A 22,898-nucleotide genomic window follows, 5' to 3' on the forward strand; every position below is an offset into this window, starting at 1 on the left:
CCCTTTCGGAACTGATACGGAGATTGGTCAATGTCTACGAACTCGCGCAGAACGATCCTGTTGGCAACCGATCATCAGCACTCGGTACTGAGCGCTTTGGTCGCGACTCGGCCTCATCCCATCGCCTACACACCCTATGGTCATCGCCCAGCCGAAAACGGCTTGCTCAGCCTGCTTGGTTTCAACGGTGAACTGCCTGACCCGATGACAGGGCATTATCATTTGGGGAACGGGTATCGGCAGTTCAATCCAGTGTTGATGCGGTTTAATAGCCCGGATAGTTGGAGTCCATTCGGGGACGGTGGGTTGAATGCGTATGGGTATTGCGATGGGGATCCGAGAAACCGGGCAGATGCGACAGGGCATGTTTGGTGGATTACAAAGTTTCTCAGTCAGTTATTCGGTAGGAAGCCAAAGCTTCCACAGACGAAAAATGAAGTATCTAGAATTACTGACATAGAATCAAAGCCGAAAGCAGAGCAACACAACTCAATGCGCCAAGAACAATACAACGCCGCAAAACCAGCCATAGGTCCCACAACACAAAAGATCGACACACAAACAACTGACCAACCCCCAACACCTTTTTACATCGACAGGAGCAACAAAGCAGTTTTTAGACTTAACTATAATGAATATTATGTTGCCCGTTTCCCATTGACACCTGTTACTACCAAAAAACTCACTGATCGCGGGGTCAACATTCACGCTAGCCTTTTCACTAACGATAAAGAAAAGGCTAATCTGGTTTTCCCTAACATAAACAGCACAAACAAACTCCTAGAGGCAGTTCGCATCAATCAACTGCAGCGTTGAAATACCTATCAACAATGCGGCTTGTCCGCCGTAAACCTTCTCGCCGGATTCACCGCCGCGCCAAACTCACGCAACGCCTTGGCTCCAATCAGCAGTGGATAATTAAAGCTGCTACGGTCAGTCAAATTGACCTCGACCGTGCGCTTCACATTGCCCAGGCACAACTCCAGATCGACCACTGGACGTTTGGTGGGCGCGGCGGTGTCTTCATCTTCGTCTTCTTCGGAGCGGGTCTTGATCTTGCTGATTCGCGCGATCTTGTGCTCATAGACCTTGTTGCTCGCGTCCTTGGTGGCTAGGCGGAAACGTACCCAGTCTTCGCCGTCGCGGGTGAAGGTTTCGATGTCCTTCGCCGACAGCGACGCCGTCAGTGCGCCAGTGTCCATTTTGGCCTTGAGCACTTCACCGCCGATTTCCGGCAGCGCGATGTATTCGTAACGGCCGTACAGGGTCGGTTCGGCGGCCATGACCGGCAGGGCGATGAGGGAAAGCAGTGCAAGAAGGGATTTCACGTAATGGGCTTCCATGAGAAGTGAGCAGCGGGATTTTAGACCGTTGTTCGCATGATCGTTCCCACGAGGTTAGCGGCACGCAGGTGAAACATTCGTCAGCACCGATTTGGCCTGCCGCCCGAAGCTGCTTATCATGGCGCGCCCAAACGCTTTCAAGAGTTGCCTATGCGCCGCCTGCTCACCGGCTGTTTCGTTATCCTGCTGCTGTTGCTCAACACCCTGGTTCTGATCGGACCGTTGATGGTGTTTGCCCTGCTCAAACTGGTCCTGTCCGGGCGCTTTCGCGATTACGCCTCCACGGCGGTGATGTGGATCGCCGAGACCTGGTCGGAAATCGACAAGCTGATTTTCCGCTTCTGCATCCCCACCCAATGGGACATTCGCGGTGGCGACGATCTGAGGCGCGACACGTCGTATCTGGTGATCAGCAACCACCAATCCTGGGTTGATATCCCGGCATTGATCCAGACGCTGAACCGACGCACGCCGTTCTTCAAATTCTTCCTCAAGAAAGAACTGATCTGGGTGCCGTTCCTGGGCCTGGCATGGTGGGCGCTGGATTACCCGTTCATGAAGCGCTACAGCAAGGCGTTCCTGGCGAAGCATCCGGAGTTGGCCGGGAAGGATCTGGAGATCACAAAACAGGCTTGCGAGCTGTTCAAGCGGCAGCCGGTGACGGTCGTTAACTATCTGGAAGGCACGCGTTTTACCGCCGCCAAAAGCGCTCAGCAGCAATCACCGTTCACTCACCTGCTCAGGCCAAAGGCTGGCGGTGTGGCGTTTGTGCTGGCGGCGATGGGCGAACAGCTGGATGCGATTCTCGACGTGACTGTGGTTTACCCGCAGCAGGCAATCCCGGGATTCTGGGATTTGATCAGCGGCAACGTGCCGAGGGTGATCATCGACATCAAGACCCGCGACCTCGACCCGGCGCTGTGGCAAGGCGATTACGAAAACGACCCGCAGTTTCGTGAAACGGTCCAGGACTGGGTCAACCAGCTCTGGACCGAGAAGGACCAACGCATCGACGCCTTGCGCGCCGAAAGCCGCTGATCAGCTACCAGTAACGCCAGTGCCCCAGATTCCGCCCAGGCTTTGCAGCAGCGAACCGCCAACGCCTTGCTGACCGAGGTATTGCAGGATCACCGGGGCAAACTGGCCGATCATGCCGCTGTCCATGCCCAAGGCGCTGAAGGCGTTGTTCAGGTCATTGGTGTCCTTGACATTGCCCAGGGCATTATCCAGCCCGGCGGCCTTGCCGCTGGAACCGAGCAAACCGGCCAGTGCGCCCAACTCGCCGCCGCCCGACAGCTTGTCGATGCCCGGCACGCTTTTGGCCAGTTCCGAATAGTCGGTCGAGCTCAACTGATTCTTCGCCAACCCCAGCATCGCGCCAGTGCCGCCGACGGCTTGTTGCGGCGTTACGTTCAATTGACTGAGTGCGCCCAACAGGTCCGCTGTTTCCGAGGTGGGCGCTGCGTCGGTCGCCGCGTTGCCACCCTTCATGCCGGCAATGGCATTGGCCGCATCGCCCAGGCTGAACTGAGCAAAGACCGGGCTGGCGGCCAGAGTCATGAGTGATGCCAGTGCAAAACCGCGTGAAATCTTCATTCAGACATCCTCTTGCATCATGAAAAACGCCCGATTGAGGGCGCAAAGCTGCCGATTTGACCGGGTCGACGCGGGCATGTTCCTCAGGTCCCCACCCGCTCGTCATAAAGCGGTCCGGAAGAAGGCGACACTATCAGATCTGCTAGTAGGCAGCCCTGGTGGATTGCTCCACAGTAGAACCCTGGATTGATGAATTCATTCAGGAACACGACCATGCTGCCTGATCGCGAAACGTTCCTCTCACGCTATCACTACGACGCTCGGGACCAACTGATTGATTCGACTCCCTCGACGCAGCCCCCAATCCGGCGCTTTTACCTGAAAGATCGTCTGGCCACAGAAATACAAGGTACGGTGCAGCGTTCGATCATGCAGCACGATGATCAACTGCTGGCACAGCAATTGCGCCAGAACGGCGCAGTGGAAGCGCACTTGCTTGCCACCGATCAACAGCGTTCGGCGCTGAACGTACTCGACGTCACACGGCCGCATCCCATTGCCTACACGCCCTATGGTCATCGCCCAGCGGAAAACGGATTGCTCAGCCTGCTCGGATTCAACGGCGAACGGGCGGATCCAGTGACGGGGTGTTATTTGTTGGGGAATGGTTATCGGGCGTTTAACCCAGTATTAATGCGGTTTAACAGTCCGGACAGTTGGAGTCCGTTTGGGAGGGGCGGGCTGAATACTTATGCCTATTGTTTGGGGGATCCGGTAAATTGGAGCGATCAGAGCGGACATTTCGGCAACCTTTTTAAAGGTCTCTTGAATTTATTGAAACTCAGAACACCGCGTATGGCACGAGCCGATCTGGCATATGAAAAGACTAAGCAGATGGATAAAACTCTATTCGCGGCAAAAATGCCCACGGCGCCACCCAAGACGACATCCTCTTCGATTTACTCAAGCGCCAGAGCAGAAAGTTCCTCAGGCCAGCCTTCTTCTGGCTACGCAAGTATTCAATCGTATAGCAGCGTCGACACTTCTTTCGCACCGTCTCCTCATCACCCACCCCCAGGAAGTACTCGGTCGGAATCTTACTTCTCAGCTCGGTATACAGATAGGCTACCCACTGGAAGGTCCATTGAAGATATCGGTAGTTGGGTCGGCTCAACCGTAGGTATGCCTAATAAAGAAATGACGGCGGCAATGCAAACTTCACCCACTGGATACCCTACGTCGGCAAACGAACACATCGCCATCCAATTCGCAGGTCAACGCATTAGCCGCAACATCGGCGCGAACACTGGAATATACGCACGAGGAAAGTTCCTAACTCCCCTAGATGACTTGCGCGAAAAATTTTTTAATAAAAAAATGTCTCAACTCAGAAAAAAATAACCGAAAAAACAATGCAACAAAACGGCGACCGAAGGTCGCCGTTTTGTTTTGCGTCAACGCTTACGCCGCACTAAACAACTTATGCGGATCAATCACAAACTTCTTCGGCACGCCTGCATCGAACTCGCCATATCCCTCAGGCGCCTGATCCAGACTGATGACCTGCACGCCCACTACTTCGGCGATGTTGATACGGTCCCACATGATCGCCTGCATCAGCTGGCGGTTGTACTTCATGACCGGGGTCTGGCCGGTGTGGAAGCTGTGGGATTTGGCCCAGCCGAGGCCGAAGCGGATGCTCAGGCTGCCCATTTTCGCGGCAGCGTCGACGGCGCCCGGATCTTCAGTCACGTAGAGACCCGGGATGCCGATCTTGCCTGCCACACGCACCACGCCCATTAGCGAGTTGAGTACGGTGGCCGGGGCTTCGTGTTTGACGCCGTCATGGCCGTGGCCGCGGGCTTCGAAGCCGACGGCGTCGACGGCGCAATCCACTTCCGGTTCGCCCAGCAGCGCGGCGATTTGCTCGTGCAGCGGGGTGTCGAGGGACAAGTCGGCGATTTCGAAACCCTGGGCCTTGGCGTGAGCCAGGCGGACGGTGTTGACGTCACCGACGATCACCACCGCAGCGCCCAGCAGGCGAGCGGAAGCGGCAGCCGCCAGACCGACCGGGCCGGCACCTGCGATGTAAACGGTGCTGCCCGGGCCGACGCCGGCGGTCACGGCACCGTGGTAGCCGGTTGGCAGGATGTCGGAGAGGCAGGTCAGGTCACGGATTTTTTCCATGGCGCGATCGCGATCTGGCAGTTTCAGCAAGTTGAAGTCGGCGTACGGCACCAGCGCGTATTCAGCCTGGCCGCCCGTCCAGTCGCCCATGTCGACGTAACCGTAGGCACCGCCCGGACGTGCCGGGTTAACGCTCAGGCACACGCCGGTGTGCATTTCCTTGCAGGAACGGCAGCGTCCGCAAGCCACGTTGAACGGAACAGACACCAGATCGCCGATTTGCAGGTTTTCGACGTCACGGCCCTTCTCGATGACTTCACCGGTGATTTCGTGACCCAGGACCAGACCGGTTTGAGCGGTGGTACGACCGCGCACCATGTGCTGGTCGGAACCACAGATGTTGGTGGAGACCACACGCAGGATGACGGCGTGCTCGATCTTCCTGCCGCGCGGGTCCTGCATTTTCGGATAGTCGATTTTCTGTACTTCGACCTTGCCAGCGCCGAGATACACCACACCACGATTGCCAGACATGCTTTCACCTCGCTGTTGTTTTTATGGAACCGCGTTGCCCAGGCAGGCAGCGCGTTAAGTGCTCGGGTTATTGCCTGTGTGTCTTGTGTTGTCTGTTATGGCCTCTTCGCGAGCAAGCCCGCTCCCACATTTGAGCGCGTTTCCCTGTGGGAGCGGGCTTGCTCGCGAAGGCAATCTAGAGAACGACCGTTCTGTTCGCGTTAAGGAACACACGGCGCTCAATGTGATACCCAACCGCCCGCGCCAAGGTCAGGCCTTCAATGTCGCGCCCCTTGGCAATCAGGTCTTCCGGATAATGACTGTGATCCACCACCTCGACGCCCTGGGCAATGATCGGCCCTTCATCGAGGTCGTTGTTGATGTAATGCGCCGTCGCGCCGACCAGTTTCACGCCCTTGTTGTAAGCCTGGTGATAAGGCTTGGCACCCTTGAAACCCGGCAACAACGAGTGGTGAATGTTGATCGCCTTGCCATCGAGTTTGCGGCACAGCTCCGGCGACAAGACCTGCATGTAGCGGGCAAGAATCACCAGTTCAGCACCGGCTTCCTCGATCACCTGCAACACCTGACGCTCTTGCGACGGCTTGTCGTTCGGGTCGAGCGGGAAGTGGTAGTACGGAATCTGGTGCCAGTCGGCCAGCGGCTTGAGGTCCGGGTGGTTTGAGACCACGGCGGCCACGTCCATCGACAATTGGCCGATGCGCTGGCGGTAAAGCAAATCGTTGAGGCAGTGATCGGCCTTGGAGACCATGATCACCACTTTCGGTCGATAGTGCGGCGGGGTCAGTTCGAAGATCATGCCGAACGATTCGCCGCGCTCCTGCAAACCGGCGCGAAACGACTGCTCGTCGAAGCCATCCGGTTGGCGAAATTCCACGCGAATGAAGAAACGACCCGAGAGCCGGTCATCAAACGAGTGGTGTTCGGTGACGTAGCAGCCCTGCTCGAACAGAAAGCGGGTCACCGCGTCCACCGTGCCGAGCACGCTGGGGCAGTCGGCGGTCAAGATCCATGTGTCTGGGGCGCGGCTCATAGTGCGGTGACTCCTTTAACGATCATTAGGCCTGAACGCTGAGGCCGAATTCAGCGGCCGCATCCTGCAGCCACAACCACCAGTAATCCGAGAAGCTGCGACGGATCAGCAGTTCCCAAGTGTCTTCGCCGGTGTGGCGGATCACCAGTTGCGATTTGGCAAACACCGTGCCGACGGCTTTGCCCACCGGGAAGCTGTTCGGGTGCACGTCGTAGCTCGTGGATTTCATCAGCAACTGGCGCACGTTCGGGCCGCTCAGTTCGAGGATCTGCTGACCACCGCTGACGTTGACGATCTGGATGTGCAAGTCGCCCAGCGCTTCACGCAGTTTTTGCTCGGCGGCGAACTCTTCACCGGTCGGCACGATCAGCAGCCATTCATCCGGCCCCATCCATTGCAGGCTGGTTTCGCCTTTGACGATGACGGTCAGTGCACCCGGCAATTCGATGCCGAGCGCCTTGTGCACGCCGGCGGCAAACGCGGCATCGTGGCCATCGCCACGAATGGTCAGGTGGCCGAGGAGTTTTTTCTCACGCACGGTCACACCGGCGTTCTTGCGACCCTTGCCGACCAGGCTGGCGAGGTCGGCGTGATGCAGCGACGACTCGGCCTTGGCCCCGGTGGTTGGGCGTTGTTGGTAAACATTGGCTGCGGTCATAAAGCACCTTTCCTGAATTCTGTTGGTTCTAGCCTTGTGGTGGCTGAACTGCCGCCTTCGCGAGCAAGCCCGCTCCCACATTCGACCGCGATCCCCTGTGGGAGCGGGCTTGCTCGCGAAAGCGGCAGCCCAAACACCATAGGATCCGAGTTCATCAAATATTCTGGCGATCACCTTTCGGATCGAAGAACACCGAAGAAACAATCTCCGCCTCGATCACGCTGCCATCCGCCAGCGGCGCAAACACGCGTTCGCCCATGCGGTTCAGGCCACCCTTGACCACGCCCATGGCAAACGAATAGCCGAGGGAGTTGTGGGCGTAGCTGGAGGTCACGTGGCCGACCATGGTCATCGGGATCGCCTGCTTGGTGTTGAACACCAGTTGCGCACCCTCCGGCAGCCATTTGTTCGGGTCGATCGGCTTGAGGCCTACCAGCTGCTTGCGCTGATCACGCACGCAGTCTTCACGGTTCATGCCGCGCTGACCGATCCACGAGAACGGCTTGGTGCGACCAACACACCAGCCCATGTTCAGGTCGTCCGGGGTCATCGAGCCGTCAGTGTCCTGACCGACGATGATGAAGCCCTTCTCGGCCCGCAGCACGTGCATGGTTTCAGTGCCGTACGGGGTCAGGTTGTACTTCTTGCCGGCGTCGACGATTTTTTCCAGTACGCCCATCGCGTAGTCGGCTTGCACGTTGACTTCGTACGACAGTTCACCGGTAAACGAAATCCGGAACACCCGCGCCGGTACGCCGCCGACCAGACCTTCTTTCCAGGTCATGAACGGGAACGCTTCGTTGCTCAGGTCGATGTCGGTGACTTCGCTGAGCAGCTTGCGGCTGTTCGGCCCGGACAGGGTCATGGTCGCCCAGTGGTCGGTCACGGAAGTGAAGTACACCTTCAGGTCTGGCCATTCGGTCTGCTGGTAGATTTCCAGCCATTGCAGCACGCGTGCAGCGCCGCCGGTGGTGGTGGTCATCACGAAATGGTTGTCGGCCAGGCACGCCGTCACGCCGTCGTCGAACACCATGCCGTCTTCTTTGCACATCAGGCCGTAACGCGCCTTGCCCACGTCGAGCTTGGTCCAGGCGTTGGTGTAGATGCGGTTGAGGAACTCGCGTGCATCCGGGCCCTGAATGTCGATCTTGCCGAGGGTCGAAGCGTCCAGCAGGCCAACGCTGTCGCGCACGGCTTTGCATTCGCGCTTCACGGCGGCATGCAGGTCTTCACCGGATTTCGGGAAGTACCACGGACGTTTCCACTGGCCGACATCTTCGAACTCGGCGCCGTTTTTCAGGTGCCAGTGATGCAATGCGGTGAAACGCACAGGTTCGAAGATGTGCCCACAGTGACGACCGGCCACGGCGCCGAAAGTCACCGGCGTGTAGTTCGGGCGGAACATGGTGGTGCCCATCTGCGGGATGGTCACGTTCAGCGAACGGGCGGCGATGGCCAGGCCGTTGACGTTGCCGAGCTTGCCCTGATCGGTGCCGAAGCCCAGCGCGGTGTAGCGTTTGACGTGCTCGACCGACTCGAAGCCTTCGCGGGTCGCCAGTTCGATGGCGGCGGCGGTGACGTCGTTTTGCAGGTCGACGAATTGCTTCGGCGCCCGTGCGGTGTTCTTTTCATGCGGCACCTGGAACAGCGCCAGAGTCGGCTCTTCCAGACGCGCCAGGGCTTTCGGCAAGGTCGCTTCGACCGGACCGAAACCGGCTTCGCTGGCTGCGCGAACGCCGCCTTCAAAACCGTCTGCCAAGGAATCACCCAGGCCATAGACGCCATTGATGCCACCGACGCACACGCGTTTTTGCGGTGCTTCACCCGGCACGAAACCGAGGATGTCTTCACGCCAGGTCGGCTTGCCACCCAGGTGCGAAGCCAAGTGAACGACAGGGCTGTAACCACCGGAACTGGCGATCAGATCGCAGTCGAGCCATTCGCCCGGGCTGGTGACTTTATGGCCTTTCACATCGATGGCGGCCACACGTGCAGCCGTCACGTGCTTGCTGCCACGGGCCTCGATCACGGCGCTGCCGGTGAGGATGCGGATGCCTTTAGCGCGTGCTTCTTCCACCAGCGCACCGCGCGGGTTGCTGCGGGCGTCGGCGATCGCCACCACTTGCAGGCTGGCGTCGAGCCAATCCAGGGCAACGCGGTAGGCGTGGTCGTTGTTGGTCGACAGCACCAGTTTTTTGCCCGGTGCTACACCGTAACGGCGCACGTAAGTCGAGACCGCGCCGGCCAGCATGTTGCCCGGCACGTCGTTGTTGCCGTAGACCAGTGGACGCTCGTGAGTGCCGGTCGCCAGAACCACACGCTTGGCGCGAACGCGGTGAATGCGCTGACGTACCTGGCCAATCGGTGCGCGGTCGCCGAGGTGATCGGTGAGGCGCTCGTGAATGGTCAGGAAGTTGTGGTCGTGGTAGCCGTTGACCGTGGCGCGCGGCAACAGCAGCACGTCCGGGGTGTTCTTCAGTTCGGCGATAACGCTGGCGACCCACTCGGTCGCAGGCTTGCCATCAAGGCTTTCGCGGGAGTCGAGCAGGCTGCCGCCGAACTCTTCCTGCTCGTCAGCCAGGATCACACGGGCACCGCTGCGCGCAGCCGCCAGTGCAGCGGCCAGGCCAGCAGGGCCGGCGCCGACGATCAGCACGTCGCAGTGCTGGTTCATGTAGTCGTAGGTGTCCGGATCGTTCTCGGTCGGCGAACGGCCAAGACCGGCAGCCTTACGAATGTACTTCTCGTAAGTCATCCAGAACGATTGCGGGTACATGAAGGTTTTGTAGTAGAAACCCGGTGGCATCAGCTTGCCGCCGACCTTGCCGAGAATCCCCATCATGTCGTTGTTCACGCTCGGCCAGCCATTGGTGCTGGTGGCGACCAAACCCTGGTACAGCGCTTGTTGCGTGGCGCGTACGTTCGGAATTTGCGTGGCTTCGGTGGCGCCGATCTGCAGCACCGCGTTCGGCTCTTCAGCGCCGGCGGCGAAGATGCCGCGCGGACGGGAATACTTGAAGCTGCGACCGATGATGTCGACACCGTTGGCCAGCAGTGCAGCGGCCAGCGAGTCGCCTTCAAAGCCTTTGTAGCTCTGGCCGTTGAAGGTGAAGCTCAAGACTTTGTTGCGGTCGATCCGTCCGCCGTTGGACAGGCGATTGATCTGGCTCATACCTTCTCTCCCAGAGCCGTGCTGGCCGCTTTCGGGCTATCGGTCTTGTCGGTGAATTGTGGCTTGGTGCCGATCTTGTAGGTTTCGAGAATCTCGTAGGTCACGGTGTCGCGGGTGGCGTTGAAGTACTGACGGCAACCGGCGGCGTGAATCCACAGCTCATGGTGCAGACCGCGAGGGTTGTCGCGGAAGAACATGTAGTCGCCCCACTCCTCGTCGGTGCAGCTGTTCGGATCCAGTGGACGCGGGATGTGCGCCTGGCCGGATGCGTGGAATTCCTCTTCGGAGCGCAACTCGCCGCAGTGAGGACAGAAGATATGCAACATGGGGATTTCTCCTGTTAGTGGGCAACCGCAGCAGCGCCGTGTTCATCGATCAACGCACCGTTGTGGAAACGGTCGATGGAGAAAGGTGCGGCCAATGGGTGCATTTCACCCTTGGCCAAACTCGCGGCAAACACGTTGCCCGAGCCAGGTGTGGCCTTGAAGCCGCCGGTGCCCCAACCGCAGTTGAAGAACATGTTCGGTACCGGAGTCTTCGAGATGATCGGGCAGGCATCCGGCGTGGTGTCGACGATGCCGCCCCACTGACGGTTCATGCGTACGCGGGACAGCACCGGGAACATCTCGACGATGGCCTGGATGGTGTGCTCGATCACCGGGTACGAACCACGCTGGCCGTAGCCGTTGTAGCCGTCGATACCGGCGCCGATCACCAGGTCGCCCTTGTCGGACTGGCTGATGTAACCGTGTACGGCGTTGGACATGATCACGCTGTCGATAATCGGTTTGATCGGCTCGGACACCAGCGCTTGCAGCGGGTGGGATTCGATCGGCAGACGGAAACCGGCGAGTTTGGCCATGTGCCCGGAGTTACCGGCGGTGACCACGCCGACGCGCTTGGCGCCGATGAAGCCCTTGTTGGTTTCAACGCCGATGCATACGCCGTTTTCCTTACGGAAACCGATCACTTCGGTCTGCTGGATCAGGTCCACGCCCAGTGCGTCGGCGGCCCGAGCAAAGCCCCAGGCCACGGCATCGTGACGAGCTACGCCGCCGCGACGCTGGACGGTAGCGCCCATCACCGGGTAGCGAGTGTTCTTCGAGCAGTCGAGGTACGGAATCTCGTCGGCCACTTGCTTGGCATCGAGCAGTTCACCGTCGACGCCGTTGAGGCGGTTGGCGCTGACCCGACGCTCGGAATCACGGATATCCTGCAGGGTGTGGCACAGGTTGTAGACGCCACGCTGGGAGAACATCACGTTGTAGTTCAGATCCTGGGACAGGCCTTCCCACAGTTTCATCGCGTGTTCGTACAGGTGCGCCGATTCGTCCCACAGGTAGTTGGAGCGAACGATGGTGGTGTTGCGCGCGGTGTTACCGCCGCCCAGCCAGCCCTTCTCGACCACGGCCACATTGGTAATGCCGTGTTCCTTGGCCAGGTAGTAGGCGGTCGCCAGACCGTGCCCGCCACCGCCGACGATGACCACGTCGTAGACCTTTTTCGGGGTCGGCGTGCGCCACATGCGCTGCCAGTTTTCGTGGTGGCTGAGGGAGTGTTTGAAGAGGCCGAAGCCCGAATAGCGTTGCATAGTCATTTACTCCAAAACCGCGCTCAGCGATAAACCGGGAAGTCCGCGCACAGTGCCGACACTTGCTGGGCAACATTGGCCTCGACATCGGCGTCGCCGAGGTTGTCGAGGATGTCGCAGATCCAGCCGGCCAGCGTCACGCACTGGCTCACCTTGAAGCCGCGCGTGGTCACCGCCGGGGTGCCGATGCGCAGGCCGGAGGTCACGAACGGCGACTGTGGATCGTTCGGGACAGCGTTCTTGTTAACGGTGATGTGGGCGCGACCGAGTGCTGCATCCGCCTCTTTGCCGGTGAGGCCCTGACGGATCAGGCTGACCAGGAACAGGTGGTTGTCGGTACCGCCGGACACTACATCGTAGCCGCGTTTGATAAACACGCCGGCCATGGCCTGGGCGTTGTCGATCACTTGTTGTTGGTAAGCCTTGAAGCCTGGCTCCAGCGCCTCTTTGAAGCACACGGCCTTACCGGCGATCACGTGCATCAGCGGGCCGCCCTGGGCACCGGGGAATACCGCAGCGTTGAGCTTCTTCTCGATTTCTTCATTGGCCTTGCACAGGATAAGGCCGCCACGTGGACCACGCAGGGTCTTGTGGGTGGTGGTGGTGACCACGTCGGCATACGGCAGCGGGTTCGGGTACAGGCCAGCGGCGACCAGACCGGCAACGTGGGCCATGTCGACGAACAGCAGCGCGCCAACCTTGTCGGCGATCTGACGGAAACGTGGGAAGTCCAGCGTCTTGGAGTAAGCCGAGAAACCGGCAACGATCATCTTCGGCTTGCACTCGACGGCCAGGCGCTCGACTTCGTCGTAATCGATCAGGCCGGTCTTGGTGTCGATGCCGTACTGCACGGCGTTGTACAGCTTGCCCGAAGACGACACTTTGGCGCCGTGGGTCAGGTGACCGCCGTGGGCCAGGCTCATGCCGAGGATGGTGTCGCCGGCTTGCAGCAGGGCCAGGTACACGGCGCTGTTGGCCGAGGAACCGGAGTGAGGCTGGACGTTGGCGTAATCGGCACCGAACAGCTGCTTGGCGCGCTCGATGGCCAGGGCTTCGACCTTGTCGACGTGCTCGCAGCCACCGTAGTAGCGCTTGCCCGGATAGCCTTCGGCGTACTTGTTGGTCAGGCCGCTGCCTTGCGCTTCCATCACGCGCTTGCTGGTGTAGTTCTCCGACGCGATCAGCTCGATGTGATCTTCCTGACGTTGCTCCTCGGCATTCATCGCCGCCAGCAGTGCATCGTCGTAACCCTGGATCTGGTCTTGCTTGCTGAACATCGCGTCTCTCCCAGCGGCATCTGTGCGCCATTCGTCTCGGTAAGGCACCGGTGTTTCGGCAGTGCCCTTTGATAGCGATGGTATGACTGGCTTGGAGAGTTCAAATGCCTACGGGCGCCACGCAAAGGTGCGTTTACGACATGGCGGGAAATGGCTTGCCGAACACAACCCTCAATTCATCGAGAAACCCTGTGGGAGCTGGCTTGCCAGCGATAACGTCACCACATCCGGCATTGATGGCGGCTGGTCCACCGCTATCGCTGGCAAGCCAGCTCCCACAGGGTCATGCGACGATCTGGCGAAGAAGTAACAAAAGCAGGAAATGCACGGGATACAGCGCATACGCCCACCGCCGCATCGGCAGTGGTTTTACGTCACGCAGGTGTCGCAACAAGAACAGCCCCAGCCATGGCGCAATCAGACAAGTGGCAACCGCCGCCATCGCCACGTGATTGCCCAATCGAACGGAGTAATACAGCACCTGCCATTGATTGGCGGCCAGACAGACCAGCCCCGGCAACAGCGCGAAATACCACGGGCGACGGATCACCAGCAGCATCACCCACGGCAGCAGCACGCCAAAGAAACCGAACATCAATCGCTGGGAGAAAAACGACGCCAACAGCAAAGCGCCGACCGCCAACAAGCGCGATTGCAGCGTCGATTGCTGCCAGCCCCGCGCCACCAACAGACCAAGGGCCAGTGTGGGAAACACATTGAGCGTGTCGGGATTGGAAATGAACATCCGGTAGGGAATTTCGCTGGCCGCACTAAACAGCAACATCCAGCCCAGATAACGCCACTGACCGCTTGTCGCGACTGCCGACGCCCGCGCCAGGTTCGCCGCCATCGCCAGGCAAAACCACGGAAACGCCAACCGCCCCGGCACATACAGCCAATCGGCGGAGTAACCGACATATCGCAGGTGATCGAGGACCATGCTCAGCAGCGCCAGCCACTTGAGCAGATCCAGTGCACCGTCACGCTGTCTCACGTGCATAATTGGCCGGCATCCTTGTATTTTTCTGACAGCGACATCCCGTGTGCTCCCCGGATGATCTTCGGTAAAGTGCGCACCATCATTGACCACGGGACGTTTCACCATAAGCGCCCCGACCACGGAAGCAGGCCATGACCGATAAGAGCCAACAATTCGCCAGCGACAACTATTCCGGCATTTGCCCTGAAGCCTGGGCCGCCATGGAACAGGCCAACCATGGCCACCAGCGCGCTTACGGCGACGACGAGTGGACCGCCCGCGCGTCCGACGATTTCCGCAAACTGTTCGAAACCGACTGCGAAGTGTTCTTCGCCTTCAACGGCACCGCCGCCAACTCGTTGGCCCTGTCGTCGCTGTGCCAGAGTTACCACAGTGTGATCTGCTCGGAAACCGCCCACGTCGAAACCGACGAATGCGGCGCACCGGAATTCTTCTCCAACGGCTCCAAGTTGCTGATCGCCCGTACTGAAAACGGCAAACTGACGCCGGAATCGATCCGCGAAGTCGCGCTCAAGCGCCAGGACATCCACTATCCGAAACCACGCGTGGTGACCCTGACCCAGGCCACCGAAGTCGGCAGCGTCTACACCCCGGAAGAAATCCGCGCCATCAGCGCCACCTGCAAAGAGCTGGGCCTGAACCTGCACATGGACGGCGCGCGTTTCTCCAACGCCTGCGCATTCCTCGGCTGCACCCCGGCGGACCTGACCTGGAAGGCCGGCGTCGACGTGCTGTGCTTCGGCGGCACGAAAAACGGCATGGCCGTGGGCGAGGCGATCCTGTTCTTCAACCACAAACTCGCTGAAGACTTCGACTACCGCTGCAAACAGGCCGGGCAACTGGCGTCGAAAATGCGCTTCCTGTCAGCGCCGTGGGTCGGCATCCTGGAAAACCACGCCTGGCTCAAATACGCCCGCCACGCCAACCACTGCGCGCAATTGCTCGCAGAGCTGGTCAGCGACATTCCAGGCGTGGAACTGATGTTCCCGGTGCAGGCCAATGGTGTTTTCCTGCAACTCTCGGAACCGGCCATCGCCGCACTGACCGCCAAGGGCTGGCGCTTCTACACCTTCATCGGCAACGGCGGCGCACGCTTCATGTGCTCGTGGGACACCGAGGAAGAGCGCGTGCGTGAGTTGGCCCGCGACATCCGTGAAGTGATGGCGTAAACCGCGATCCCCTGTGGGAGCGGGCTTGCTCGCGAAAGCGTCCGATCAGTCAACATTGATGTTGAATGACACACCGCTTTCGCGAGCAAGCCCGCTCCCACAAAAGCCAGCACGATTTCCCCTCTCCGTCCGTACCTGAAGACTTCGTCTACATTGTTTGTCGAGCCTCCCCGCTCACATAACAATAATCAGGAGCGTGCGCATGTCATTGCAAGGCAAAACCCTGTTCATCACCGGTGCCAGCCGTGGCATAGGCCGCGAGATTGCGCTGCGCGCTGCGCGTGATGGCGCCAACATCGTGATCGCCGCCAAAAGTGCCGAACCCCACGCCAAGCTGCCGGGGACGATTTTCAGTGTGGCGCAGGAAGTGGAAGCCGCGGGCGGCAAGGCGCTGGCCTTGCAAGTGGACGTGCGCGATGAAGTCGCCGTGCGTGAGGCGCTGGCCCAGGCCAATGAACATTTCGGCGCGATCGATGCGCTGGTCAACAACGCCGGGGCGATCAAGTTGACCGGGGTTCAGCACATCGAACTCAAGCGTTTCGACCTGATGCACCAGATCAACACCCGCGCCGTTTTGCTGTGCAGTCAGGCGGCGTTGCCCTACCTGAAGAAGTCCAGTGGACACATTCTCAACCTGTCCCCGCCCTTGAACCTCGCCAGCAAATGGTTCGCCCAATACAGCCCGTACACCGTGACCAAATACGGCATGAGCATGCTGACCCTGGGCATGAGCGAGGAATTCAAGAATTACGGGATCAGCGTCAACTCACTGTGGCCGCAGACGATGATTGCCACGGCGGCGATCGAATTTCAGTTGGGGTCACGGGAGTCGTTCAAGCATGCGCGTACACCAGCGATCATGGCGGATGCGGCGCATATCATCCTGAGCAGCCACGGGCGCAGCCTGACCGGGCGCTTGTTGATTGATGAGGAGATTTTGCGGGAAAGCGGGGTGACCGAATTCAATCATTATCGTTTCGAGCCGGACAGCGACGACAAGCTGATGACTGACCTGTTCGTCGACTGAGATATCCACACCCCCTGTAGGAGCTGTCGAGTGAAACGAGGCTGCGATCTTTTGATCTTGATCTTTAAAAGATCGCAGCCTCGTTTCACTCGACAGCTCCTACAAGGTGAATACGTGTTGATCAGAACTCGATGCGCACGTCGCCCTTCGGCACACTGCAGCACGACAGAATGTACCCTTCGGCTTCGTCTTCTTCGGTGATCCCGCCGTTGTGCTCCATCTCCACTTCGCCGCCGAGCTTCAACACCTTGCAGGTGCCGCAAATACCCATGCCGCAGGCTTTCGGGATCAGCAAGCCAGCCTTCGCTGCCGCCGCGTGAACGGTTTCGCCCGGCGCAATGCGAATGCTTTTCCCCGATGCGGTGAATTCCACCTGATGCAGATCCGCCAAGTCGAGTTCCGGTGCGTCGGCCGCCTGCTCGGCGTGTTCCACTGCATCGGCGCGCGCTTCCGGCGGAGTCGCGCCGAAGGATTCCTCGTGGTAGCGCGACATGTCGAAACCGGCGGCTTCCAGCAGGCGTTTGACCGCATTCATGTACGGCGTCGGGCCGCAGCAGAACACTTCGCGCTCAAGGAAGTCCGGCGCCATCAATTCAAGCATTCGGTGGTTGAGGTAACCGCGATAACCGGCCCACGGCTCACCCATCCCGTGCTTCTCGCAGATCAGGTGCAGGCTGAAGTTTTCGATCCGCGACGCCATATGCTCCAGCTCGCGGTGATAAATGATGTCCTTGGGCGAACGAGCGCTGTGGATAAACACCATGTCGACATTGCCGTTGGTGTCGTAGAACCAGCGCGCCATGGACATGACCGGTGTGATACCGACGCCGCCGCTGAGGTAAAGCACCTTTGGCGCGGTGAAGTCCATGGCATTGAACAGCCCGACCGGGCCGTGTACCGCCAGCTCCTGGCCTTCGTGCAGGGTGTCGTGCAGCCAGTTGGAAACCTTGCCGCCCGGCACGCGCTTGATGGTCACCGAAAAGCTGTACGGTACCGACGGCGAGCTGGAAATGGTGTACGAGCGCATGATCGGCTGGCCTTCGATTTCCAGCTCCAGGGTGACGAACTGCCCCGGCTTGAAGAAGAACAGGATCGGCTGGTCGGCCATGAAACAGAAGGTGCGCACATCCCAGGTTTCCTGGATGACTTTGACGCAACGGACGATGTGTCGACCATTGGCCCAGGTCTGGGTGGTTACCGGGTTCAGGAAGCTGTTGGACATGCTGATCTCCACGGCCGACTGTCGGCCTTCATGTTGGCGATTCTGCGTATAGCGCGAACCACCCATTTACCCATCTGCGACATTCACATGCTTATCGCGACCAGCCCGCAACTACCGGGGGTTGCGCGTCGGGAACAGATTGCATCATGTCGCCCATGGATAAGGTTCTGGCCTGCGCCGGCCCCACACTCGCTCCACACAACGACAGTTTTTTTACACCTTGCGTAGCAAACCTGATTAGCCACTTTCGCCGGCCACACAGAATGGCCTTGAGGATTAAACGATGGACGTCACTACTACCCTGAGCCTGGGCGATCCGCTGGAACCCGCACGCAAGGCCACCGCGCAAATGCTGCAAGAGCGCGAGCGCACGTTCTCGCTGCCGCAGCCGTTTTACTCGGACGAGCGCCTGTTTGATATCGACATGCAGGAAATCTTTCAGAAAGAGTGGTTGATCGCCGGCATGACCTGCGAAATCCCAACCAAGGGCAACTACCTGACCCTGCAAGTGGGCAAGAACCCGATCATCGTGATTCGCGGCGCCGAAGGCGTGGTGCATGCGTTCCACAACGTCTGCCGCCACCGTGGCTCGCGCCTGTGCACCAGCGAAAAAGGCAAGGTCGCCAAACTGGTCTGCCACTACCACCAGTGGACGTACGAACTCGACGGCCGCCTGCTGTTCGCCGGCACCGAAATGGGTGCCGACTTCGACATGAAGCAGTACGGCCTCAAACCGGTGAACGTGAAGACCGCTGGCGGCTACATCTTCATCAGCCTGGCGGAGAACCCGCCGGCCATCGATGACTTCCTGTCGACGCTCAGCCATTACATGGAACCGTACGACATGGAAAACACCAAGGTGGCGATCACCACCACCTTGATGGAAAAGGCCAACTGGAAACTGGTGCTGGAAAACAACCGCGAGTGCTACCACTGCAACGCGTCGCACCCGGAACTATTGAAAACCCTGCTCGAATGGGACGACGTCACCGACCCGCGCGCCGATCAGGCGTTCAAGGACCACGTGGCCGCCTCCGCCGCTGCCTGGGAAGCCGAGAAGATCCCTTACGCCCACGCCAGCTTCGGCCTGCGCAACCGCATCGTGCGCATGCCGCTGCTCAAGGGCACCGTGTCGATGACCCTGGACGGCAAACAGGGCTGCGCCAAGCTCATGGGCCGCATCAAGAATCCGGACCTGGGCTCGATGCGCATCCTGCACCTGCCGCACTCCTGGAACCACTGCATGGGCGACCACATCATCGTGTTCACCGTGTGGCCGATCAGCGCGCAGGAAACCATGGTCACCACCAAGTGGGTCGTGCACAAGGACGCCGTCGAAGGCGTGGACTACGACGTCGACCGCATGCGCCAGGTGTGGGACGCCACCAACGACCAGGACCGTCGCCTGGCCGAAGAGAACCAGCGCGGGATCAACTCCACCGCTTACCAGCCTGGGCCTTACTCCAAGACTTATGAGTTTGGTGTGGTGAACTTTGTGGATTGGTACAGCGAGCGTTTGCTGAGCAATCTGGGGGCTGAGCCTGCGCCTTACCTCAAGGGTGTTCCAGTTCAGGGTTAAATCAAAAGGAAAAGCTTCGCGAGCAAGCCCGCTCCCACAGTGAATCGGTGTCATTCACAACTTCTGTGAACGACACGGATAAATGTGGGAGCGGGCTTGCTCGCGAAAGCGATTTCAGTTTCTCCACTTAGAACTGTACGAAATATGATCTATTTCGTTCCACGCTATACCCCCCGCGCCTCCCAGCCTTCCGCAAACAAGTTATCCACACCTCCACCCACAGCAAATGGGGACAACTGTGGAAACACGCAAAACTTTCTACACAGAAACTAAAGAAAATCCGTGACTTATCCAAATGCATGATTTTCAACGGCGCCTGTTCATTTATTGATCAATCTCCTGCGAGCCACGTATTACATGGCCTGTAGCGTATGACAAACACCTTATCCACAGAAGCGCCAACAGACTTTGGGGGCAACTTCCAAAGCGCTGTGGAAAACCGCTGCAAGCCGCGATTTTTCTGCTCTTGAGCGCGGGATGACGGGTCAAACCGATGTTTTGGTCATTTATTAACCAGAAGCTTGAAAGCTACGGTTTATAAGGCCTTCAGCGGTAAGCGAACATCTTATCCACAGAAGCGCCAACAGAGATTGGGGGCAACTCTTGGTCCCTGTGTGGATTAATTTTCTGAAAAAAGCTTTGGAAAACCAGAAGTTACGCTGATTGTTTTTTGATCTAACGGCTACAGCCCCCTATTTCCCTGGGCTGCAGCAATGGGCAAACATGTTATCCACAGAAGCGCCAACAGGGATTGTGGGTAAACAGGGTCAAACCTTGTTAAAACACGACCGCCCCGCCTCGATATCTAGGTTTAACTCAAAGTCGTCGAATGCACGCCACCCGAGCAAGATCGATGGCACGTAGCGCCCAAGCAGCATGGACGCAGGAATGGTGAACCCCGGATAGTATTTGTAGGTGAGCGCCAAGGTGTTGCCCGGCAACTTCAACACGCCTTTGAAGGTCTGGTAATGCTGATCGGTAGCGTTGGCCGGTGAGTTGCCCGGGGTCATCGACGTGACGACATTGACCTGAGGCCCCGGAGCAGCCGAGGTCAGGTAATCGACATTGCCGGTATCGACAATCGCGAACGTCGCCCGGTTGTCCAGCCGCGCAGGGATGGTCAGCCGCTGATTGATATCCAGGCGGGTGTAGGTAATCGGCGAATCGCACCGCACGGCGCGCGCGGGGTTGAGCTCCAGGGTTTTCCTGCTGATTTTCAACGGCCCGAGCTTGCTGATCAGATCGAGCCCCAGCAAGTTGTCGCGATCACTGACAAACACCAGGACGTTCCTGAACTCACTGGCGCCGATGCTCAAGGCGTCAAGGACGCCAAGTTTGGCAGCCAGGTCGCTCTCGCCGTAAAACGTGCTGTAGGCGTAGTGGGAGTCGGTCAGTAACCTGATCCCCATCAGCTTGGCGGTGGCGTAGTTGATCCGGGTTTGCGGGGCGCCGGTATCGACAATGAATCGTACTGAGTGACCGTTTGCCGCTTTGACGTCGATGAACGGCAGTACCTCGTCGGAGACGAAATGTTCGCTGGAGTACGGGTGAATCGTCAGCACTTCACGCTGCCGGCTTCTTCTCACCGAGAAATCGCCGGTCGTTCTCAGCGTCGACAGCGATTCATCGCCGAACATGGAAAACAGCATTTTCAACTCGGCATTGGCTTCGATTGCTCGGGCGTGTTTGCGCTGGGTCGCCACGAAGTAGTCGGGAAGCTGATTGGCCGCTTTGAGCTCGAACATCCGGGCAACCACGGATACGGAGCAATTGAGGTTGTTGGCCGCATCCAGTACTTGCTCACAGCGCTGGCGTATCTGCGCCAGCGAGGCTTTCTGCCCCGCCTCTGACGCCAGCCACCGATCAAAATCCTGCTCAGGCGCTTCCGTCCGGGGAGCAGACATCAATCCCGAAGACGCGCACATGGCGCATGCAAAGAGCAGCAAAGACCGACAGACAGCCTTCATATTCAACCCATTCATAAACCTGAGTTTTATGAGCAAGCGCTGAATGTCTGAGATCCCGGAACCGTGCTGCACCCTTAAACAGCGCACAGAAAACTGTAGCTCACCGACAGGCGAGCCGAGAGATTGTGGATAACGTTGCCTGTGCAATGCCTGAAACGGGATCAGGGCCTGTGCATAAGATAGGCGTCACCCGTGACGCGGATCATTGGATGAGGTGCGACCTGGCAAGTCTTGATGATTGCAAAGCCGTGTCGCTCATAGAAGCGCCGGGCACCGGTATTGGCGGCATAGTCGATCAGGCTCAAGCCCTGGAGCCCGAGCTCGTTGGCGCGTTCCTGGGCATGGGCGAGAAATTGCACGCCAAGGCCCCGATTGCGCCAGCCTTCGTGCAGCGCGAGGCTGGAGATGTAGAGCGTGTCGGGCACTTCCATGTCGGCGTACGGCGCCAGCACCGGGTCGGTGGTTGGCACGGCCTCAGGATCGTGGCGCATGGCGTAGCTGTGCAGCATGCCGATGACTTGGCCGTCGGCCTCCGCAATCAGGCAGTTCTGGTAGGAGAAATCCACGTCGTCACGGGAGTAACGAATGGTACCTACGTCCAGCAAATCCTGGCCAGGCTCGGCCAACTGGCTCCAGATGTAGTCTGAAGCACCTTCTGATGAGATCTGGAACAGACGCGCAATCTCACGCGCATCAGTGCGGACCGCCGAACGAAATTCAACTGCCATTGTTTCCTCATGAATTCTGGTAACCGACGATCAAAACTGTAGGAGCGAGCCTGCTCGCGAAAAACCTGAGGCCCCCAAGGTCATTCAGGCATCCCGCGTCATCGTTGACGACCATCGCGAGCAGGCTCGCTCCTACAGGGGATTTGTGCTGAAACTGAGTTAGCGAACCACGCCTTCTTCAATCAGCAATTTGAGGATGGCTTCGGCACCGGCCTGGGGGGTTACGCCTTTGAGTACTTGTCCGCCACCACCACTGGCTTTTGCCGTTGCGGCTTTCATCCGATCGGCGCCGCTCTTGGCCTTGATCACCTTCAAGCGTTTTGGCCGTGGCTTGGCGGGTTGCAATGTCGCAACCGCCAGCAGTTCATCGTCGACGACTTCTACGTCATTGGCCTGCAGAAGGCCGCGCCGGGCCGGGCCGTAAGCACTCTGCCGAGGCTTCGGTGCGGCGTTATCCACAGTCGCCAGAAACGGCAGCCGCACTTTCAAACGACGACGCTGACCACGGGGCAAGGCTTGCAGCACCAGCGCCGAACCACCGTCGATGGACTCGACCTGCGCCAGCCCCACCACCAGCGGCCAACCGAGGCTTTCCGCCAGAAGAAACGGCAACATGCCCGAGCCTTCACCGGTTTCCGCCTGACTGCCGGTCAGCACCACTTGTGCCCCAGCGTCACGCAAATACGCGGTCAAAGCCGGCAGCGCGTCGGCGCCTTGCGGTTGCTCCAGCACGTGGAGTTGCTCAAGGCCCATGCCCAGATACGCGCGCAACGCAGGCTCGGCGACGTCGCCGGCATGCAGCACCTGCAAGTTATCCCCAGCCAGTTGCAGACCCAGTTCCACCGCCCGCGCATCCTGCTCCGCGCGACGTGGTCGACCGGAAGTCGGGTGGGCGCCGATGGACACCAGGCTGATGATTTTCGTGCTCATAACCC

General features: G+C 59.1%; 20 protein-coding genes and 2 pseudogenes. 7 read left to right on the forward strand and 15 right to left on the reverse strand.

Annotation, left to right across the window (positions count from 1 at the left end):
* Positions 1–30 precede the first annotated feature (30 nt).
* Entirely contained in the window at positions 31–816 is a 786-nt protein-coding gene (locus V6Z53_RS00160) for an RHS repeat-associated core domain-containing protein (RefSeq protein ID WP_338583575.1), read from the forward strand.
* 8 nt (positions 817–824) lie between these two features.
* Here the strand turns inward: V6Z53_RS00160 and V6Z53_RS00165 are convergent, their stop codons facing one another.
* A complete protein-coding gene (locus V6Z53_RS00165; RefSeq protein WP_338583576.1) occupies positions 825–1,328 on the reverse strand; it encodes an ATP-dependent zinc protease in 504 nt (167 codons plus the stop codon).
* Positions 1,329–1,493: 165 nt separating this feature from the next.
* Here V6Z53_RS00165 and V6Z53_RS00170 point away from each other — a divergent pair, with 165 nt between their 5' ends.
* Positions 1,494–2,381, forward strand: coding sequence for an acyltransferase (locus tag V6Z53_RS00170; protein ID WP_338583577.1), 888 nt, complete (start codon positions 1,494–1,496; stop codon positions 2,379–2,381).
* Here the strand turns inward: V6Z53_RS00170 and V6Z53_RS00175 are convergent, their stop codons facing one another.
* Positions 2,382–2,939 carry a DUF2780 domain-containing protein gene (locus V6Z53_RS00175; protein WP_338583578.1) on the reverse strand — a complete coding sequence of 186 codons (558 nt, stop codon included), beginning with the start codon at positions 2,937–2,939 and terminating at the stop codon, positions 2,382–2,384.
* A gap of 213 nt (positions 2,940–3,152) precedes the next feature.
* Between V6Z53_RS00175 and V6Z53_RS00180 the strand changes: the two genes are divergently transcribed.
* Positions 3,153–4,280, forward strand: coding sequence for an RHS repeat-associated core domain-containing protein (locus V6Z53_RS00180; RefSeq protein WP_338583579.1), 1,128 nt, complete (start codon positions 3,153–3,155; stop codon positions 4,278–4,280).
* Positions 4,281–4,340: 60 nt separating this feature from the next.
* Here V6Z53_RS00180 and fdhA read toward each other — a convergent pair whose 3' ends face one another.
* The 8 genes from fdhA to V6Z53_RS00220 form a co-directional block, all read right to left on the reverse strand.
* Complete coding sequence (fdhA, locus tag V6Z53_RS00185; protein WP_338583580.1) at positions 4,341–5,540, reverse strand: formaldehyde dehydrogenase, glutathione-independent; 1,200 nt, start codon at positions 5,538–5,540, stop codon at positions 4,341–4,343.
* A gap of 175 nt (positions 5,541–5,715) precedes the next feature.
* On the reverse strand, positions 5,716–6,573 hold the full coding sequence (gene purU, locus V6Z53_RS00190; RefSeq protein ID WP_338583581.1) for a formyltetrahydrofolate deformylase: 858 nt from the start codon (positions 6,571–6,573) through the stop codon (positions 5,716–5,718).
* Between the two features lie 25 nt (positions 6,574–6,598).
* Positions 6,599–7,231 carry a sarcosine oxidase subunit gamma family protein gene (gene soxG, locus V6Z53_RS00195; RefSeq protein ID WP_338583582.1) on the reverse strand — a complete coding sequence of 211 codons (633 nt, stop codon included), beginning with the start codon at positions 7,229–7,231 and terminating at the stop codon, positions 6,599–6,601.
* Between the two features lie 154 nt (positions 7,232–7,385).
* A complete protein-coding gene (locus V6Z53_RS00200) occupies positions 7,386–10,403 on the reverse strand; it encodes a sarcosine oxidase subunit alpha (protein ID WP_338583583.1) in 3,018 nt (1,005 codons plus the stop codon).
* Positions 10,400–10,729, reverse strand: a complete 330-nt coding sequence (locus V6Z53_RS00205; protein WP_047534309.1) for a sarcosine oxidase subunit delta — start codon at positions 10,727–10,729, stop codon at positions 10,400–10,402. Before V6Z53_RS00205 ends, V6Z53_RS00200 begins: the two co-directional genes overlap by 4 nt.
* A gap of 14 nt (positions 10,730–10,743) precedes the next feature.
* A complete protein-coding gene (locus tag V6Z53_RS00210; protein WP_007980419.1) occupies positions 10,744–11,994 on the reverse strand; it encodes a sarcosine oxidase subunit beta in 1,251 nt (416 codons plus the stop codon).
* A 23-nt stretch (positions 11,995–12,017) separates the two neighbouring features.
* Positions 12,018–13,271 carry a serine hydroxymethyltransferase gene (glyA, locus tag V6Z53_RS00215; protein WP_338583584.1) on the reverse strand — a complete coding sequence of 418 codons (1,254 nt, stop codon included), beginning with the start codon at positions 13,269–13,271 and terminating at the stop codon, positions 12,018–12,020.
* 283 nt (positions 13,272–13,554) lie between these two features.
* Complete coding sequence (locus V6Z53_RS00220; protein WP_338583585.1) at positions 13,555–14,271, reverse strand: TraX family protein; 717 nt, start codon at positions 14,269–14,271, stop codon at positions 13,555–13,557.
* A gap of 131 nt (positions 14,272–14,402) precedes the next feature.
* Between V6Z53_RS00220 and V6Z53_RS00225 the strand changes: the two genes are divergently transcribed.
* The 3 genes and pseudogenes from V6Z53_RS00225 (at position 14,403) to V6Z53_RS00235 (ending at position 16,467) form a co-directional block, all read left to right on the forward strand.
* Positions 14,403–15,440 (forward strand): low specificity L-threonine aldolase, encoded by a 1,038-nt coding sequence (locus tag V6Z53_RS00225; protein ID WP_338583586.1) that lies wholly within the window; start codon positions 14,403–14,405, stop codon positions 15,438–15,440.
* A 13-nt stretch (positions 15,441–15,453) separates the two neighbouring features.
* Positions 15,454–15,543, forward strand: a pseudogene (locus tag V6Z53_RS00230) (metal ABC transporter ATP-binding protein); the annotation flags it as partial.
* Between the two features lie 99 nt (positions 15,544–15,642).
* Positions 15,643–16,467, forward strand: coding sequence for an NAD(P)-dependent oxidoreductase (locus tag V6Z53_RS00235; RefSeq protein ID WP_338583587.1), 825 nt, complete (start codon positions 15,643–15,645; stop codon positions 16,465–16,467).
* A 121-nt stretch (positions 16,468–16,588) separates the two neighbouring features.
* Here V6Z53_RS00235 and gbcB read toward each other — a convergent pair whose 3' ends face one another.
* Positions 16,589–17,689 (reverse strand): glycine-betaine demethylase subunit GbcB, encoded by a 1,101-nt coding sequence (gbcB, locus tag V6Z53_RS00240; protein WP_338583588.1) that lies wholly within the window; start codon positions 17,687–17,689, stop codon positions 16,589–16,591.
* A 283-nt stretch (positions 17,690–17,972) separates the two neighbouring features.
* Between gbcB and gbcA the strand changes: the two genes are divergently transcribed.
* Positions 17,973–19,268, forward strand: coding sequence for a glycine-betaine demethylase subunit GbcA (gbcA, locus tag V6Z53_RS00245; RefSeq protein WP_338583589.1), 1,296 nt, complete (start codon positions 17,973–17,975; stop codon positions 19,266–19,268).
* A gap of 767 nt (positions 19,269–20,035) precedes the next feature.
* On the opposite strand, the gene V6Z53_RS00250 is transcribed toward gbcA, so the two are convergent.
* The 4 genes and pseudogenes from V6Z53_RS00250 to V6Z53_RS00265 all read right to left on the reverse strand — a co-directional run bounded on the left by V6Z53_RS00250 (position 20,036) and on the right by V6Z53_RS00265 (position 22,893).
* A complete protein-coding gene (locus V6Z53_RS00250; protein ID WP_338583590.1) occupies positions 20,036–21,193 on the reverse strand; it encodes a retropepsin-like aspartic protease in 1,158 nt (385 codons plus the stop codon).
* Between the two features lie 203 nt (positions 21,194–21,396).
* Positions 21,397–21,963: a GNAT family N-acetyltransferase gene (locus V6Z53_RS00255; RefSeq protein ID WP_338583591.1), complete on the reverse strand. Its 567-nt coding sequence runs from the start codon at positions 21,961–21,963 to the stop codon at positions 21,397–21,399.
* A 34-nt stretch (positions 21,964–21,997) separates the two neighbouring features.
* Positions 21,998–22,078, reverse strand: a pseudogene (locus V6Z53_RS00260) (outer membrane lipoprotein carrier protein LolA); the annotation flags it as partial.
* 44 nt (positions 22,079–22,122) lie between these two features.
* Positions 22,123–22,893 (reverse strand): electron transfer flavoprotein subunit beta, encoded by a 771-nt coding sequence (locus V6Z53_RS00265; protein WP_338583592.1) that lies wholly within the window; start codon positions 22,891–22,893, stop codon positions 22,123–22,125.
* Positions 22,894–22,898 lie beyond the last annotated feature (5 nt).

It is taken from the genome of Pseudomonas sp. MAG733B (genome assembly GCF_036884845.1).
Classification (GTDB): domain Bacteria; phylum Pseudomonadota; class Gammaproteobacteria; order Pseudomonadales; family Pseudomonadaceae; genus Aquipseudomonas.